This is a genomic window from Chroococcidiopsis sp. (assembly GCF_051657925.1).
Classification (GTDB): Bacteria; Cyanobacteriota; Cyanobacteriia; order Cyanobacteriales; family Chroococcidiopsidaceae; genus Chroococcidiopsis.
Genome location: NZ_JBOFLP010000279.1, coordinates 13,223 through 30,850, shown reverse-complemented (window position 1 = coordinate 30,850; position 17,628 = coordinate 13,223). Strand labels below are relative to the sequence as shown.

14 protein-coding genes are annotated in these 17,628 nt (G+C 45.3%); 6 read left to right on the top strand and 8 right to left on the bottom strand.

The window, feature by feature from the left end:
• Positions 1-87 precede the first annotated feature (87 nt).
• Both ACRC32_RS22940 and ACRC32_RS22935 read left to right on the top strand, forming a co-directional pair.
• Positions 88-960 carry an IS110 family transposase gene (locus ACRC32_RS22940; protein WP_438556150.1) on the top strand — a complete coding sequence of 291 codons (873 nt, stop codon included), beginning with the start codon at positions 88-90 and terminating at the stop codon, positions 958-960.
• Positions 961-1,272: 312 nt separating this feature from the next.
• Positions 1,273-1,617 (top strand): hypothetical protein, encoded by a 345-nt coding sequence (locus tag ACRC32_RS22935; RefSeq protein WP_438556149.1) that lies wholly within the window; start codon positions 1,273-1,275, stop codon positions 1,615-1,617.
• A 76-nt stretch (positions 1,618-1,693) separates the two neighbouring features.
• Here the strand turns inward: ACRC32_RS22935 and ACRC32_RS22930 are convergent, their stop codons facing one another.
• The 3 genes from ACRC32_RS22930 to ACRC32_RS22920 form a co-directional block, all read right to left on the bottom strand.
• Entirely contained in the window at positions 1,694-2,116 is a 423-nt protein-coding gene (locus ACRC32_RS22930; RefSeq protein WP_015157263.1) for an FHA domain-containing protein, read from the bottom strand.
• A gap of 116 nt (positions 2,117-2,232) precedes the next feature.
• Entirely contained in the window at positions 2,233-4,860 is a 2,628-nt protein-coding gene (locus ACRC32_RS22925) for a heavy metal translocating P-type ATPase (RefSeq protein ID WP_438556148.1), read from the bottom strand.
• A 347-nt stretch (positions 4,861-5,207) separates the two neighbouring features.
• Complete coding sequence (locus ACRC32_RS22920; protein WP_438556158.1) at positions 5,208-6,839, bottom strand: CPBP family glutamic-type intramembrane protease; 1,632 nt, start codon at positions 6,837-6,839, stop codon at positions 5,208-5,210.
• Positions 6,840-6,985: 146 nt separating this feature from the next.
• Between ACRC32_RS22920 and ACRC32_RS22915 the strand changes: the two genes are divergently transcribed.
• Positions 6,986-8,353: a histidine phosphatase family protein gene (locus ACRC32_RS22915; RefSeq protein ID WP_438556147.1), complete on the top strand. Its 1,368-nt coding sequence runs from the start codon at positions 6,986-6,988 to the stop codon at positions 8,351-8,353.
• A 140-nt stretch (positions 8,354-8,493) separates the two neighbouring features.
• The gene (locus ACRC32_RS22910) at positions 8,494-9,849 is read left to right on the top strand and encodes a dihydroorotase (RefSeq protein ID WP_438556146.1); all 1,356 of its coding nucleotides are present in this window, start codon (positions 8,494-8,496) and stop codon (positions 9,847-9,849) included.
• 27 nt (positions 9,850-9,876) lie between these two features.
• Here the strand turns inward: ACRC32_RS22910 and lepB are convergent, their stop codons facing one another.
• Together lepB and ACRC32_RS22900 are read right to left on the bottom strand one after the other, a co-directional pair.
• On the bottom strand, positions 9,877-10,455 hold the full coding sequence (lepB, locus tag ACRC32_RS22905; RefSeq protein WP_438556145.1) for a signal peptidase I: 579 nt from the start codon (positions 10,453-10,455) through the stop codon (positions 9,877-9,879).
• 101 nt (positions 10,456-10,556) lie between these two features.
• On the bottom strand, positions 10,557-10,763 hold the full coding sequence (locus ACRC32_RS22900; protein WP_438556144.1) for a hypothetical protein: 207 nt from the start codon (positions 10,761-10,763) through the stop codon (positions 10,557-10,559).
• 6 nt (positions 10,764-10,769) lie between these two features.
• On the opposite strand from ACRC32_RS22900, the gene ACRC32_RS22895 reads away from it, so the two are divergent.
• Both ACRC32_RS22895 and ACRC32_RS22890 read left to right on the top strand, forming a co-directional pair.
• Positions 10,770-12,098 carry a dihydroorotase gene (locus ACRC32_RS22895; protein WP_438556143.1) on the top strand — a complete coding sequence of 443 codons (1,329 nt, stop codon included), beginning with the start codon at positions 10,770-10,772 and terminating at the stop codon, positions 12,096-12,098.
• A 432-nt stretch (positions 12,099-12,530) separates the two neighbouring features.
• Positions 12,531-14,876, top strand: coding sequence for a diguanylate cyclase domain-containing protein (locus ACRC32_RS22890; protein WP_438556142.1), 2,346 nt, complete (start codon positions 12,531-12,533; stop codon positions 14,874-14,876).
• Between the two features lies 1 nt (position 14,877).
• On the opposite strand, the gene ACRC32_RS22885 is transcribed toward ACRC32_RS22890, so the two are convergent.
• The 3 genes from ACRC32_RS22885 to ACRC32_RS22875 all read right to left on the bottom strand — a co-directional run bounded on the left by ACRC32_RS22885 (position 14,878) and on the right by ACRC32_RS22875 (position 17,491).
• The gene (locus ACRC32_RS22885) at positions 14,878-15,522 is read right to left on the bottom strand and encodes a LysE family transporter (RefSeq protein WP_438556141.1); all 645 of its coding nucleotides are present in this window, start codon (positions 15,520-15,522) and stop codon (positions 14,878-14,880) included.
• Positions 15,503-15,970, bottom strand: a complete 468-nt coding sequence (gene tsaE, locus ACRC32_RS22880) for a tRNA (adenosine(37)-N6)-threonylcarbamoyltransferase complex ATPase subunit type 1 TsaE (RefSeq protein ID WP_438556140.1) — start codon at positions 15,968-15,970, stop codon at positions 15,503-15,505. Before tsaE ends, ACRC32_RS22885 begins: the two co-directional genes overlap by 20 nt.
• 132 nt (positions 15,971-16,102) lie before the next feature.
• Positions 16,103-17,491 carry a gluconeogenesis factor YvcK family protein gene (locus ACRC32_RS22875; protein WP_438556139.1) on the bottom strand — a complete coding sequence of 463 codons (1,389 nt, stop codon included), beginning with the start codon at positions 17,489-17,491 and terminating at the stop codon, positions 16,103-16,105.
• Positions 17,492-17,628: the final 137 nt, after the last annotated feature.

Sequence of the window (17,628 nt, the reverse complement as noted above, 5' to 3'; positions counted from 1 at the left end):
CTTTTAGACAAGTATGTAGTTTAACTAGTTGCACACTAGGCTGTTGCTCCGCTAGCCTAACTAAATTAGTCTAGCTGTCCGATTTATATGGAAGTAATACACCCTTACTGTGCGGGTTTGGATGTTCAGAAAAAAGCTGTACTGGCGTGCTGTATTACCTCAAACTCAAAAGGAGAGAGGGTAAGTCAGACGCACAGCTTCAACAATAAAGTGCCGGACTTACTAGCTTTATCTGATTGGCTAGGAAGCAATGGCGTGACTCATATCGCATTAGATATTACTGGTGAAGACTGGAAAACGGTTTATCACATTCTGGAAGCTAATTTTAGCGTTTTAGTTGTCAATGCCCAGCGGATCAAAGATGTGCCAGGACGTAATACCGATACGCCGGATTTTGAATGGCTAGCCGAATTGCTACGTCATGGTTTGATCCGCAACAGTTTCATTCACCCCGTACCGCAAAGAGACTTACGAGACTTGATGCGCCTGCGTCATTTCTTAGTCAAAGAACGCCTGCATGTGGTCGATCGCCTTTACAAAGTTTTGGAATCAGCCAACGTTAAACTCGTATCTATGGTTAGCGATATCATGCATATCTCTGCCCGTGCTTTACTAGTGGCGATCGCCGAAGGAGAAACTAATACTTCTGATGTCAGCAATATTGCGATCGATCTACGCCAGCAGCAGCCGCAGGATTCCTATTTTCAACCCGTGCGATCGCACCATCGCTTCCTAATTGCCAATCACCTAAACCACATTGATTTTCTCGATCGGCAGATTGGCATTTTTAACGACAAAATTGCTGAATACGTGCAAAAGCGAATCATTCGCATCACAACTTCTGGCACGAATCAAGTACAACCATCCACCCATGCTACTGCTAACTCCGTGCAAACTGCCAAACTCATTCCCAGTTGGGAAGAGGCTTTAGCAGCTTTCTTAAACGGAGGTAGAATCTAAAAATTTTAGCTTTGAGATTTTGGATTATAGTCCGAGCAATAGCGTTCTCTTAAAAGTTTGCTGTTGAGGATGCTTGCTGTCGATCGGCAATTCACAATATCTGCTGAAATAATTTCTCAATACCTTCAGTTCCAACATCTTGTCACCATTTGACCAATTCAAAATTCAAAATTCACGCAGTCAAAATTAACTTTGAATTTTGAATTGGAGCGAAGCGACTTGACTGGGGGTGAGTGCTTAGTTTTTCAGAGACAACGAAAAAAGGTTTGGCTATTATAGTATCGACCATTACCCAGGTGAGGGGTGATTGCTGTGGCTCGCTATACTTGTTCGTTTACAGTTGCAGATGATGTAGAGTTTTTGCGCCAATTATTGAGTCAAGTTTTGCACTCGTGCCATTTAGATATTCAACACGATAAAAGCGATTACATGATGGCGCGAGAACGTCTCGGTCAAGTCTCGTTTTCAAAGCTAGTCAAGGTGGAAGCACTCATCGATAAAACTATCGCTACCAACTCAACAACACGGGTAAATTTGATCGTAAAAAATGAAGAACTACCACTTCAAATAGATAATCACTGCTACCAAATGTTTAATTTAGTTAAGCAGGCGATCGTAGATAATTGCCAATGGCAGTTAGTAGAAACTGCGGTTTAGTCGATTCAGATCGAAGCCTTCTACCTTCTGCCTTCTTGCATGAGTTTGCATCCAGTTTGCAGTTTTGCGAACTGGTCTAATCGTCAAAATCTGGCATCATATTGGGTCCAATCAGCGTCACGTCATATTCATCCAGTGGCGCTGAGGGAATAGTATCGCGTTTGAGGAGATAGTAAATTGCCCGTACCCTCGGACCAAACACAACTTCGTCCTCATCTTGAAGATCGTGGACTTGAAGCTTGCGACCGTTAATTAATAATCCATTAGCACTCGGCTTGCCCTTAGCATCACCGTCTACAATTCGATAGAAGGAACTGCCATCCTCCTGTGGCAATCGAACTAAAGTAGCATGGCGGCGAGATACAAACTGTGAAAACAGCCGAATATCGCAGCGGGAGTCTCTACCAATAGAATAAACAGGACCGTCTAAAACAAACTCTTTGCGCCCCTGATCGTCTTCTATAATTAGTAGATGGTTCTGATTGGGTTGTGAAGGCATTGAAAGCGGGTTGTGATTTATTGTAGGTTTTGACTCTCTAGAATATGTAACCTTTTGAGTTATCCATTACTCAACCACACTCTTGAGTAATCATTCTTGACCTAGTTTAACCTCGATTAGTTGAGATCGAGTCTATTTTTTAAACGACGTAATAACAAGGAGTTAGTGACGACACTAACAGAACTAAATGCCATGAGCGCTCCCGCCGCCGCAGGACTGAGGACGAACCCCGATATTGGTAGTAATACACCTGCTGCGATTGGAATTCCGCAAACATTGTAAGCAAATGCCCAAAATAGATTTTGTCGAATTTTGTTAAATGTCGCTCTACTGAGATGAATTGCTTCCACAACATCGGTTAATTTTGTTCCCATCAGCACGATCCCAGCCGTCTCCATCGCTACATCTGTCCCAGCTTGTAAGGCAATCCCCACATCAGCTTGAGCTAAGGCTGGCGCATCGTTGATTCCATCTCCAATCATGGCAACAACTGAGGAGTGAGGAGTGAGGAGTGAGGAGTGAGGAGTAGGGAAATTTTGGATTTCTCCTCTGCTTTCTTGCTTGCTTTGCTGAAGCTCTTGAATCACGCCTGCTTTTCCGTCAGGGCGGATATTGGCAAAGACTTGCGCGATGCCCAGTTGTTGGGCGATCGCCTGAGCAACTTCTTGTCTATCTCCAGTTAAAATAATGACTCTCAGCCCCATTTTTTGCAGGCTCTCGACTGTTTTCTTTGCCTCTAGTCTAGGAGTATCCATCACTGCAATTAAACCCGCTAGCTGCCCCGCTACAGCGATGTAGATCGTTGTTTTACCTGCGGTTGCAAGTGTTTGAGCTTGAGTTTGTGTGGCTTCGTCAATAACTATTCCCTGCTGAGTCAACCAGTCTTCATTACCCAGTAATACCTGTTGTCCTTCGACTACAGCAGATACTCCCAATCCTGGTGCGGTATGAAATTCGCTAGCTGCTGGAATTGATAAAGCCTGCTGCTTGGCTTCCTGTTGAATTGCTGTCGCCAGAGGATGAATCGATCCGCTTTCCGCCGCTGCTGCTAATTGTAGAAGTGAGGAGAATTCGGAATTCGGAATACCCCTGCGCTTAAGCAAGCTACGGAATTCGGAATTAAATTCTCCCTCTGCTCCCCTGCTCCTCTGCTCCCCTGCTCCTCTACTCCCCTGCTCCCTGCTAAGTGCTCCCTGCTCCCTCATTCCGACTTCAATACAATCAGTCACCACAGGATGACCAGTTGTCAGGGTTCCAGTTTTATCAAATACCACTGTATCTAATTGGTGTACCCGTTCGAGGACATCCCCACCTTTAATTAACAGTCCCCGTTCGGCTGCCATACCCGTACCGACTAAAATTGCTGTAGGAGTGGCGAGTCCCAAGGCACAGGGACAGGCAACAACCATCACCGCGATCGCCAGTTTTAAACTGAGTAGAAGTGGTGCGTGGTGCGTGGTGCGTGGTGCGTGGTGCGTAGCGTAGTAATGAGCTAAATGTTGAGTGTGTAGCGAGTGATGCGCGTGATGCCAATCTGTCACAGTTAAGACATCAGACCAAATATGAGTCCCGAAAAAGTACCAAAAGGTAAATGTTAAAGCTGCAACTGTTAGCACGCTGTAGGTAAAATAACCAGCTACCGTATCGGCTAATTTCTGCACTGGAGCCTTACGGGTTTGGGCTACTTCTACTAATGCCACAATTTGAGATAGGGTGGTGTCTTTACCCGTACGAGTCGCGCGAATGGCGATCGCACCCGATTGATTTAACGTCCCCGCTGCTACGGTGTCCCCGATTTGTTTCATCACGGGAATCGATTCCCCTGTCAGCATCGACTCATCTACTGTTGTTTGTCCGATCGCCACTTCCCCATCCACGGGAATTTTTTCCGATGGTAAGACTTGCAACCATTCTCCAACACGGACGCGATCGGCAGGAATTTCAATACTCGTATTTTGTCCCTGGGACGTGACTTTTTCTGGGTTTGGAATTAACCGTGCGACTTGGGGTTGTAGTGCAAGTAAATTTCTAAATGCGGTGGCGGCGCGTCCTCTGGCTTGTTGTTCTAACGTCCTGCCTAGTAAGATGAACCCCAGTAACATCACTGGTTCGTCAAAGAAGCACTCCCAACCCAGTTGAGGGAAGAGTAAAGCTACCAGGCTTGCCGTATATGCCGTTAGTGCGCCTAAGCCCACTAAAGTATTCATATTCGGCGCGTTGTGACGTAATCCTCGCCAGCCATCTACTAAAATTTCTCGTGCTGGCAGGAGTAGGGTGACTGTAGCTAAGCCGCAGTGAAACCAGATATTACTTAAAATCGGTAAGACTGGTCCCCCTAACTCGCTCAAATGCCCGATACTGGAGAGAACGAGCAGTATAGATGCTACTGTCAGTTGTCTCTGTGCCGATCGCATTTTTTGGCGATGTTTCGCTGCAATATCTTCGCCAACGTTTGTTTGTGCTGTTTCCGCCGTCCTTGCTTGCGTTGCAAATCCCGCCGCTGTTAATCTTTCAGCTAAGGCGACTGGTTCGACTGCACCAGATTCGCACTCTACAACTGCAACTTCCGTCACCAAATTCACGCAAGCAGAAATTACACCAGGATGTTGAGATAATTGTTTCTCTACAGTTTTGACGCAACCCGCGCACTTCATCCCCTGGACATCCAGAGTGATTCTCTCAGTTGGCGTAGCGATCGCGCTAGTATCTGCTTGCTGTGGTTCAGTTTTGGGAACGAGTTGCATAGGACAACTAGAGTGACTTGCAAAAAAGGCTCAGTAACCACTCTAGCGTTATTGCCACCAGTAAAGAAGATTTGTCAGCTACAGCCGCTTGTTTTGAAGCAGATCTAAAGCTTTTTCCAAGACTTGCGAGTTAAGCTGAATAATATTTTTACAGAATTTTCCTGTCAACTGTTCTTACAGCTTGCAGGCAAATATTGGATTTTGAGTTTTTATGAGTTTTTACCAGACAGTAATCTCTAAATCTTCTCAAGATCTCTGCACAAGACTTCTTCTATGCACCTACTCTACGAGAAGCCGCTTTGCGTCTTTGCGTCTTCGCGCGATCTAAAATCTTCATATGATAAATGTCAAGTAGCACCACTCCCCAAAATATACAGACTCAGCAACGTCCCGCTATTCCAAAGACTATGCAGCAACATCGGAGCCAAAAGATTGCGCGATCGCGTGTAAACTATCCCTAAAATTATCCCCAACGTCATTAGCGGTAAAATTTCTGAAAGACTGAGATGAGCTAAAGCAAACAAGAAAGCACTCAAAATAATTGCCCACCAAACAGACATATATCTGGTAAGAGAAGGTAAGAGAAAACCGCGAAACAAAAACTCTTCAAATAAAGGAGCAGCGATCGCGGCAGTAAAAAAGAATACACTCAAAGCTACACTATCTCGTGCTTCCAACGCTAACGATAATAGTGGATTGCTACCCCCTTGCCCTTGCCACAATTGTTGATTGATAATTGACACGAGCAATACCAAAGGCAAAGCAACGCAATACCCACCAAAGCCCCATAATATCCAGTTACTTCGCCAGTTAAAACGAAACCAACCTTCAGGGAGGGGAAAAAACGATTTAATCGATAAATATAAAACTCCCAATCCTCCCGTAGCTAGTAATAAGTAATTCACTAAAACGTAGAAAGCCTGAATTCTAATTTGTCCGCCTACAGGCTTGACACCAAGAAACGAAAGCGCCAGGGGAATTAACACTTGTCCCATCAGGAAAAAGCCGACAATAAACACCTGCCAAACTATTTCCCCAGTCCAAGGTGTAACCCAAACTGTATCTTCATTTCGAGATAGAACAGATTCTTTGCCTTTTCTCAATCTCTGAGCTATCAAAAAAATCAGCAACCCTAACCCAGTCATACCCGCAAGCCAGGGTAAACTACCAATAATCGCTAGCTTGACAATTGCTCGTTCAGCTAATTCTTGTTGCGCCGCTTGTAGTTGTGCAAATGCATCTTGTCTTTGCTGAAGTTCGTAGAGACGCAACAAAGCGCGATCGCGAAACCATCCATCTAAATTAGTTTGAATCAACTGCTGTGCGTCAGGCAACAACCGCGCCGGATTGCTCCACAGTCCGATTAGAGCGTTAGCTGTTTCTTCTATGCGGGAGTCGGGAGTCGGGAGTCGGGAGTCGGTAATTGCTTCCTCTGCTCCTCTGCTCCCCTGCTCCTCTGCTCTGTTCAACCCTTCCCAAGTCTTCACCGCCTCCGCCGTCTTCCCTTGCTGTGCTTGTAGAAGTCCCAAGCGTAAGGTGATTTCGGCGTTGAGTTTTTCTAGTCGATCGAGCGATCGCTGTAAGATATTCTTTTGATTAGAACGAGACGTTTCTGTCACTGGTGGAGTGGCAGATTCAGGCTGAGGAGTAGCTGGTGCGGATTCAGGTAGCGATCGCGCTTGTTTGAGTTGTGCTAGAGCTTTTTTAATGTTTTTCTGGGTTGAAGTCTTAGCTTCCTGATATTGCTCGATTGCCGTTTCTATGGGCTTATCTCCCAACAAAGCTTTACGAGCATTAGTCAAATCTTTACCCCTACTATCTTGGGATTGCCACTCGGCAGCACGCAAGAGAAGATTAGTTTCGTAGAGTTCCAAGCGGCTTTGAAATTGGGGCTGCTGCCAACTTTGCCATAAAGATGCTCCAGCCAGTAAAACTGTTAAAACCGTCAACGCACTTAAAACTACCCGCTTAATTGTCATGCCACACTCTAGAATGCGATCGCCCTTCTTGAGCATTATGGCAAGAAACAGCCAGGGGGAAAAATTTTTCCCTAGCGATGGCGATCGCTGCAAGTTAAAATGACCCTGGCAATAAATTTGAATTCTAAACCTTAGCTCTTATCTAAATGACCACTCGTGTTGTAATCGTGCGCCACGGACAAAGCAGCTATAACGCCGAACGTCGCATCCAAGGACGTAGCGATGTTTCAGTCTTAACAGAACAAGGGCGTGAAGATGCCCTCAAAGTCGGCGCAGCCCTTAGCAATCTCAACTTTGCCGCTATCTACTCCAGCCCGCTGCAACGTGCCAGACAAACAGCAGAAATCGTTCGCAACTGTTTCGCCACGACAACACCTCTAACAGTTACAGAACAGTTATTAGAAATTGACTTACCCCTATGGGAAAAGCTCACAGTCCATGAAGTCAAGGAGAAATTTCCCGCAGATTACCGCTTGTGGCACGAGTTTCCTCACGAATTTAAAATGGAGCTACAAACGCCTCAAGGCACAAAAGAGCATTTTCCCGTCCTCGCCCTCTACCAACAGGCACGACAATTTTGGCAAGATATTCTCTCCCGCTATGCTGGGGAAACTATCCTGATTGTCGGACACAACGGTATTAACCGCGCCCTCCTCAGTACCGCAATTGGCATTTCTCCCAGCCGCTATCATTCCATCCAACAATCAAATTGCGGGATTAGCGTCTTAAATTTTAAACCCCCCTTCCCACCTGCTGAAAGTCAAGGTCAAGGCGGTTCCGTACAGCTTGAATCGATGAATCAGCTTGCCCATTTGGGAAGAGATGTTTTACCATCTTTCCGACCAAACCACCAAGGACAAAGAATCTTACTAATTCGGCATGGCGAAACTGAGTGGAACCGCCAGACCAAATTTCAAGGGCAAATTGACGTTCCCCTCAATGACAATGGCAGAGAACAAGCCTGTAAAGCAGCAGAATTTCTCAAAACCGTAAAACTCGATTTTGCCTTCAGCAGTCCGATGCTGCGTCCCAAGGAAACAGCCGAAATTATTTTGCAGCATCACCCCGCAACTCAACTGAAGTTATACGACGGACTCAGAGAAATCGGTCACGGACTTTGGGAAGGAAAATTAGAAGCAGAAATCGAGCAAACATTTCCAGGGGAATTAGAACGGTGGCGGACAGTACCAGGTGAAGTACAAATGCCAGAAGGAGAAAATCTACAGCAAGTCTGGGAACGCAGCGTTGTTGATTGGCAGACAATGCTAGCTTCGGTCGCCGATCGCCCTCAGACAGGTATAGTGGTGGCACACGATGCCACAAACAAAGTTTTGCTGTGCCACGTTTTAGGTTTATCCACCGCTCAGTTTTGGAACTTCCGCCAAGGTAACGGAGCCGTGACAGTCATTGATTATCCTCAAGGCTTAAATGGTTTACCCGTGTTGCAAGCAATGAATATTACCACCCACTTAGGCGGGGGCGTACTCGACAAGACCGCAGCTGGGGCGTTGTAAATATCGTGGTCATGAATAAGTCAAAAGTCAAAAGTCAAAAGTCAAAACCAAGAACAACTAACCAGGATTTATTACAAATGACAATTGACCAATGATAAATGTCCAATGACAGATGACCAATGACAAATGACCAATGACAAATGACAGCAAGTGAATTACTACGACAAGTACGGGTTATCGATCCGGTGACGGGGAGCGATCGCCAAGCATGTGACGTGTTAATTGTAGATAGTGCGATCGCGGCAATAGCACCACAATTGACCGATTATCCGGCTGATACTCAAGTTAAAGACTGTCAAGGCTTGGTTCTAGGCACGGGGCTGGTAGATCTCTACAGCCATTCGGGAGAACCAGGATTTGAAGAACGGGAGACGCTGGCAACTCTTGCAGCTGCGGCTGCTGCTGGCGGCTTCACGCGCGTCAATTTGTTACCCGATACCGTTCCGCCTGTGGATAACTCGGCTGTGGCGTTGAGACTCAGGGAGCAGGGAGCAGGGAGCAGGGAGCAGGGAGCAGGGAGCAGAGGAGCAGAGGGGCAAAGGAGCGTCAGCGAATCTTTAACACTTACGACTTACGACTTACGACTTACGACTTCATTCCCTCAGCTCTCTTTCTGGGGTGCGCTCACAACCGGAGTCCAGGGACAGCAAATGACGGAGTTAGCAGAATTGGGGGCGGCGGGAATTGTGGGTTTTGCTGACGGTCAGCCAATTGAAAATTGGGGGCTGTTGCGGCGGATGTTGGAATATCTCAAACCTTTAGATAAGCCAGTAGCGCTCTGCGCTTGTCACCGTGGTCTGGTTGGCAATGGAGTGGTGCGAGAGGGTGTTTACTCTATGCGCTCCGGCTTACCTGGCAATCCGGCGATCGCCGAAACAACTGCTCTGGCTGCTCTGCTAGAGTTAATTGCCGCGATTGGTACTCCCGTCCATCTGATGCGGGTTTCTACTGCCCGTAGCGTTGAGTTAATCGCAACGGCAAAAGAACGTGGTTTACCAATTACCGCTAGTACGACTTGGATGCATCTATTGCTCGATACCAAAGCCTTGAGCAGTTACAATCCTGCTTTACGGTTAGAACCACCCTTAGGCAATCCTGAAGATGTTGTAGCCCTACGCCAAGGCGTGCGGACGGGAGTTATAGACGCGATCGCGATCGACCACGCGCCCTATACCTATGAAGAAAAAACTGTTGCCTTTGCGGAAGCACCTGCTGGGGCAATTGGCTTAGAACTCGCTTTACCCTTGCTCTGGCAAAATTTCGTAGCAACTGGAGAATTCTCCGCCCTAGAATTGTGGCAAGCGTTAAGTCACCGTCCAGCTGGGTGCTTGCAACAGAATGTAAATGCGATCGCTCCCAACTCGCCATCTGAATTGATTCTCTTCGACCCCCAACACACTTGGACTGTGACACAGCAGACTTTAAAATCTCGCTCTCACAATACTCCTTGGCTGGGTCAACAAGTCAACGGTCGCGTTGTCAAAATCTGGCTGTAGAGACGTTACGTGTAAAGTCTCTACAGATTAATTCAACTCTCCAATTCGGTTGAGAGGCCAAAACCGGACAATTGCCCGACCAATAATATTATCTCTAGGGACAAATCCCCAAAAATGACTGTCATAACTGTTGTTGCGGTTATCACCTAAAACTAGGTAAGAATTAGGTGGTACGGTGACAGGTCCGTACTGGTACTGTGGCGGAGCTTCAATATACTTTTCCTGTAAGGGGCGATCGTTGATATAGACCCGCTCTCCTTTAACTTCTACTTTATCCCCTGGCAGTCCAACAATGCGTTTAATAAAAGCGTCTTTCAGGTTAGGATTATCTTTTTTAATTGTCTCTGTAGGTGAAAATACGACAATATCGCCCCGTTCCGGCTCGACAAAATGATAGCTGACTTTGTCCACAATCAGCTTGTCATACTTTTGGAGTGTCGGAACCATTGATTCTGAAGGAATCCAGCGGGCTTCAGCCACAAAGGTACGAATACCCAAAGCCAAAATTACACTCAAGATAATCGTTCTGCCTAGTTCTCCAATCCACGATCCTTCGTTGTCTTGAGGAGAATTCTGCTCTGGCGCTTGATTTTGGACTCGCGACATAGATGCTAAATCTTTTGTTTAGGGGGTAGTAGGTTAAAAAAACGTGAAGTGAAAAATGTTGCTTGTTAATCGGATCTATAGAAATTGTATTCTCTCTATTATCAGTTATCAGTTATCAGCGACCAGTTATTAGTGAAGAAAGGTTGTGGGGTGTAGGGTGTAGGGTGTGGGGTGTAGGGTGTGGGGTGTAGTGAGTAGCTAGTGGCTAGAATTGCTCCCGATCTCTCCTCTGCACCTGAAGCTCCCTTGTCTCCCTTTGCCCCCTTGTCTCCCTTGTCTCCCTTATCTCCCGACTTCTGACTTACCACTGCTATATGTCATCTACTTCTAGCTTACTCATTCGCCACGCTCGTATCCTGTTGCCCTCTGGAGAATTTCTCTTGGGAGATCTTCTGACTCGCGATCGCCAGATCGTTGAAATTGCCCAAAATATTCCCACTCCCAGTGACGCAGCCGTGACGGAAATTGACGCAACGGGTTTAACTTTGCTACCAGGGGCGATCGATCCGCAAGTCCACTTTCGCGAACCAGGACTAGAACATAAAGAAGATTTATTCACCGCTAGCTGTGCTTGTGCTAAGGGTGGAGTGACTTCGTTTCTGGAAATGCCTAACACTCGTCCGCTGACGACGACCCAACAAACGCTAGATGACAAGCTACAACGAGCTGCCCAAAAGTGTTTGGTCAATTATGGCTTTTTTATCGGAGCAACTGCTGAAAATCTCCCCGACTTGCTGACTGCCCACCCCACACCAGGGATCAAGATTTTTATGGGTTCGATGCACGGGGCATTATTGGTAGATGGAGAAGCGTATTTAGAAGCAATTTTTGCTCGGGGAAATCGCTTAATTGCCGTTCATGCCGAAGATCAAGCCCGCATTAATCAACGACGACAAGAATTTGCCGGCATTCACGATCCGGCAATTCACTCGCAAATTCAAGACAATCAAGCCGCGCTTCTAGCTACGCAATTAGCAATCAAACTATCGAAAAAGTACCAACGTCGCTTGCATATTCTCCATATGTCTACAGCTGAAGAAGCTGAGTTATTGCGGCAAGACAAACCGAGTTGGGTAACGGCGGAAGTTACGCCGCAGCACTTGTTACTCAATACCAGTGCTTACGAAACAATTGGAACTTTGGCGCAGATGAATCCACCACTGCGATCGCCTCACGACAATGAAGTGCTCTGGCAAGCTTTACTCGATGGTGTCATCGATTTTATCGCTACCGACCACGCGCCACACACCTTAGAAGAGAAAGCCCAGCAATATCCCAATACACCTTCTGGTATGCCAGGGGTAGAAACATCTTTGCCTCTAATGCTGACACAGGCAATGCAAGGGCGCTGTACCGTCGCCCAGGTATCTCATTGGATGTCTACATCTGTAGCCAAAGCTTACAAAATACCTAATAAAGGGGCGATCGCCCCTGGTTATGATGCCGATCTCGTCCTCGTCGATTTGAATAACTACCATCCCGTCAGACGAGAAGAATTACAGACAAAATGTGGCTGGAGTCCCTTTGAAGGTTGGAATTTAACTGGTTGGGCTGCCTACACCATTGTCGGCGGTCAAATCGTCTACGATCGCGGCACGTTAAATACTCAAGTTAGAGGGCAAGCTTTGAGTTTTGGCGAGTAATTGGTGACAGTTATCAGTTATCAGTGAAGAAAGGGTGTGGGGTGTGGGGTGTGGGGTGTGGGAAGTGTGGGAAGTGTGGGAAGTGTGGGGTGTAGTGGATTGTTAACTGGTCACTGGTCACTGGTCACTGGTCACTGCTCCCTACTCCCTGCTCCCTGCTCCCTGACAACTGACAACGGCTTCAGCAAATTTACGGATATATTTCTTTAAATAGCAAAATATTAATAAATTCTAAAGTTCACATCAAATAATATAATACCGCAAACCTACGGAGGACTTAAAAATAGGGAATGTTAGGAGTTTACGACATCAGTAAATTTACGGTGGTAGCTCTATAGAGCTTTATGATTTCCTAAGAATGTCATTCATCTCGATTGGTTAACAGTCCTCATTGGTAGCAGACGATCGCTTTTAAAATTTACTTTTTTAAAATTGAAATTATTGAAGGCGATAACTGGGTTGAAATTACACTTAGCCGTGCTGCAATTATGGGATTTGGGAACTTCTTTAGTCAAGCTTTTAAGGGTTAGCAAAGTCAAACCCATGAGACTACGCCAAAAAATACTGCCAATTGTCGGAACTACTCTAGTTAGCCTGGTTACAGTTCTTTACACTACCTCGTCTACCGTTTTACTTGGTAGCTTTATCCAGTTAGAGCAACAGGAGACTCGCGCTCGGGTTGAGCGAGTTCAAAAAGCTTTGGATGAAGAAATTTTTCGAGTCAATCTGATTGCTACAGATTGGGCTGAATGGGACGAAACTTACGTGTTCTTTGACAACTCGAATCAAAGCTATATTGACAATAATATAGATAATCTTAGTCTCGCTAACGTCCAGCTAAACTTAGCAGCTTTTGTCAATTCATCGGGGAAAATTGTTTACGGAAAACTTTCCGATCCAACTTGTCAAAAATGCTTGCCCGTTGGTAGCGATCTTCAGCAACATTTGGCTAGCAAAGAACTGTTGCGGCGGGGAGATAATGCGATCGCCGGATTAATTTTGCTCCAACGTACCCCAATATTAATTGCTGTCAGACCGATTCGCAAAACAGATCGGAGCAAATCGAGTCAAGGAGCCTTAATTCTCGGTCGCTATCTCAACCGCGATGCGATCGCCCGCATATCCGAACGCACTCATCTCGATTTTGCTCTATACGCAGTTAATGACGAGCGCCTACCTGCCGATCTCCAAGCAGCAAGGACTGCTTTATTGCAGCAGCAAGTTTTGGTGCGTCCTCTCAACGAACAAACTATTGCTGGATATACTCTGATTAGGGATATTTACGGGCAACCTGCTCTGATGGCGAGCGTCAAAACGCCCAGAAACATCTACCATCAAGGACAAGCTAGCATTCGCTACTTATTTTTATGCCTACTAGTGGTTAGTTTAGTTGTAAGCGCGATCGTGCTAATGCTACTCGATCGATTAGTGTTTTCAAGGCTTTCTAGCCTCAGCAGCGATGTTCGCAGTCTCAGCACGGGAGACGCAGTATCCCAAAATATAGCAGCAAATAAAGATGAGTTATCAAGCTTAGCAGATGCAATTAATCATATGCTGCAAGCCTTAGCAGATTCTCAATATCAGCAACGAGCGAGGGAAGAACGCTATTACAAATACAGTAAGATTTTAACCGAGCTAGCTAAGCGACAAACGGCAGAAAATAGCGACCTCAACGCTCGTTTACGTGAAATTACGGCAGCAGCAGCCGATACTCTAGAAGTGGAGTATGCCAGTGTGTGGGTGTACAGTCCTGGAGGCAGAAAATTGCAGTGTGCGGCTTTATATCAATGCAGTACTGCTGCGTATACAACAGGAATGGAGTGGCAAGCGTCAGATTATCCTGGTTACTTTAAAGCCTTGCGTCAAGAGCGGGCATTAGCAACAGCAGATGTACGCACCGAACCCAAAACCAAAAAAATGGCAGAGCGATTTTTGGTAAAACTTGGAATTGGCGCAATGGTGAACGCACCAATTTACCTCAATGGTAGGATTGTAGGTATTGTCTGCCACGGACACAAGAAAACATCACGCCAATGGTTAATTGAAGAACAAAATTTTACAGCTTCGATCGCGAATTTAGTTGCTTTGGCGCTATCAGCTTGGGAACGACAGCGATCGCAAGTTGCCTTACAGTCAGCCTACGACGAAGTAGAAAATAAAATTCGCGAACGGACAGGAGAATTAGCAGAAGTCAATCAGCAACTCCGCGCCGAAATTCTTGCGTGTCAAATCACCGAGAAAAAACTGATGCATCAGGCTTCGCACGATCCTTTAACTGGATTGGCTAACCGTACTTTATTCATGCAACGTTTAGATAGCGCGCTCGATCGCAGTCAACAAGAACATTCTTTATTAGCTGTTTTATTTGTCGATTTGGATCGATTTAAATCAGTTAACGATACTCTCGGACATGCAATTGGCGATCGCTTGTTAATTGCAATTTCACATCGCCTACAAGCCTGTCTGCGCCCAGACGACTTAGTAGCCAGGTTAGGAGGAGACGAATTTACTATCTTACTAGAAAATATTAAAAATACGAATGATGCCGTACATGTTGCCGATCGCATTCAACGAGAATTAAACTTACCTTTTCACCTGAGCGGTCACGAGATCGATACGAGTGCTAGTATTGGGATCGCCTTTAATATTAAAGGTTACGAACGATCGGAAGATTTGTTGCACAACGCCGACGTTACCATGTACCGGGCAAAAACTACTGGTAAAGGACGTTATGAAATTTGCGATCGCAATCCGGTCGAACAGTCGTCGCGGCGATAATTTATTTCTCTACTCCCGATAATGCAACCCTGATTCCTAGAGCAATTAAAACTGCTCCCATTGCTTTCTCTAAATAATGAGTCACTGACAATAACTTCTCTTTAAATATGGGATGAGACATCACGATTGCCACTGATGTATACCAAGCAAAAGTCATCATTCCCATCTGCAAACCGTACCAAATTTGAATCGGTATAGGTGTAAGCGGGTTAATGACTTGAGTAAATAAACTTAAAAAGAATAAAGTCACTTTGGGATTGAGAATATTGTTAATAAAACCCATTCTGACGGCTGCTAGCTTACTAAGCTCTTGACTAGTCTGCGAGCGTCTAGACTGCTGTTCTAGTTGCCGTTTTGGTTTTGCTATTAATGACTTATAACCAAGGTAAATTAGATAAGCAGCACCTAAATACTTAATTAAAGCAAATAAAACAATCGAGCGCGAGATAATAAAACCAATCCCAATTAAAGAATAACTAGCATGAACCAAAATTCCCAAAGTTAAACCGAGAGCAGAATAAATTCCCGTTCGCCGCGAATAAACTAAACTGTTCCGACAAATCACCACAAAATCTGCTCCAGGCGCAATAATCACTAGAAATTGTAAAATAGCTACAGCAATTAATTCAGGTAATAAAGGCATCATCTAATTGAAAGTCTCCAAAACAAGAAATTTCCGCTAAGCGATCGCGATCGCTTCGATGCATCAGTCGAATCTGGAGATAATCTAAAGGCTTGTAATCTAATTTTTCTGCCCATTCAATTGCAACAATTCCAGGGGCAAACTCTATTCCTTCCCAATAAATTTCTGGTTGTAATTCTGTAATTTCTGTTGGTTCTAAACGATACAAATCGAAATGATATAAAGGTATCCGACCTTCTAAATACTCGCTAATCAACGTAAAAGTAGGACTCTGGATTGGCTCGTTAATCCCCAAACCCGCACCAATCCCCTGTACCAAAGTCGTTTTCCCACTACCTAGATCGCCTTCTAACAAAATCGTACTACCAGCAGGCAAACAGCGCCCTAATTTAATACCAAGGGATCGCGTTGCTGCTGCATTTGTTAACGGAAGTACAATTGGCTCTCTCATTATTTGAGTGAGTGGTTATCAGTTATCAGTTATCAGTTATCAGTTATCAGTTATCAGTTATCAGTTATCAGTTACTAGTTTCTCTTGACTCCTGACTTTTGACTTTTGACTTTTAACTTTTGACTTTTGAATTCATCCTCTCATCTTACTCGCCCGACTGTACCAGCGAAATAGGACTCCTGCCAAGCGCTGCGGATCGTGACGTACTAAACCTTGTTCGTCTTCATCCATCACGTTAGCAAGGATAATTCGTCGCTTTAACTGTGCCACATCTTCGCGATCGAGAAAGACAGGATGAGAATTTTCTTGAGCGTAACGAATCAAGCTAGTTTCTGAAGGAGATTGCTTTTGTACGAGTACAGCACTAAATAAATGTCGCCCGCAAGCGCGATCGATCGCGCGAATGTGATCTGCAACAGAATAACCTTGAGTTTCACCAGGTTGAGTCATGATATTGCAGACGTAGATACAGGGAATCGGAGGATTGCCCTTTTGACACCGTTTGGCGATCGCGGCGGCGATTTCTGGTACTAACAAATTGGGAATGATACTAGTGTAAAGACTTCCAGGACCAATAACAATAAAGTCTGCTTCCTCGATCGCTTGCAAGGCTTTGGGTAGTGCTGGGGGATTGGTAGGAGTGCAACCGAGTCTGATAATACTACCCTTAGCATGAGTGATATTAGACTCCCCTTCTATCCGGCGACCGTCCGCCAATTCTGCCCACAAACGCATATCGCTGAGAGTTGCTGGCAACACTTGACCTCTGACAGCAAGAACGTTGGAACTTGCCGCGATCGCCTGTTCCAAATCTCCAGTAATATCGCTCATAGCGGTCAAAAATAAATTGCCAAAACTGTGTCCGACTAATCCATCTCCAGCTTTGAAACGATACTGAAATAGTTCTGTCAATAATTTTTCTTCTGATGCTAGCGCTGCTAAGCAACTACGAATATCCCCCGGGGGTAAAACGCCGATTTCGCGACGCAACCTTCCAGAGGAACCGCCATCGTCCGCTACGGTGACAACAGCAGTAATGTTAGCACTGTATGTTTTCAATCCCCTTAATAGCGTTGATAGCCCCGTACCACCACCCACAACCACAATTTTTGGTCCTCGATTTAAGCGGCGATAGTTCAACAGCAAATCGATTAGTTCTTCATCGCCATCCGTACGGAATACCTCAGTAATTGAACCTACGGTTCGAGATTGTCCCCAGAGAATTAACAAAAAGCCCAATAACAAAACTAAAGGACCGCTAATATAGCTAGGTAAAATAGTTGTAACCTTATTTAGGAACCCTTCAACTAATTGAATTGCATAAAAAATTGGTGTTAGTTTAATCCAGATTGCCAAACCTAAACCAACTAAACACACTCCACTAGCACTAATTAATAACCAGCGCTTGATTGATAAACCAGGAGATAACCACTTAAACCATTGGTTGACGCGATAGGGAGTGACAGCGCGGGAGTCCTGCCGAAAATACTTGAGAATTCGTTTAGGAGTATTAAAAGGCATAACTGGATACGTGGCAGGTGGACATAACGCAAGTGAATATGATGCAGGCAGATATGACAATGTATATCAGACGATCGACCAACTAGAAGCTAACTCACTTTAGAGAACTTGCAAAAGAGAACTTGCAAAAGAGAACT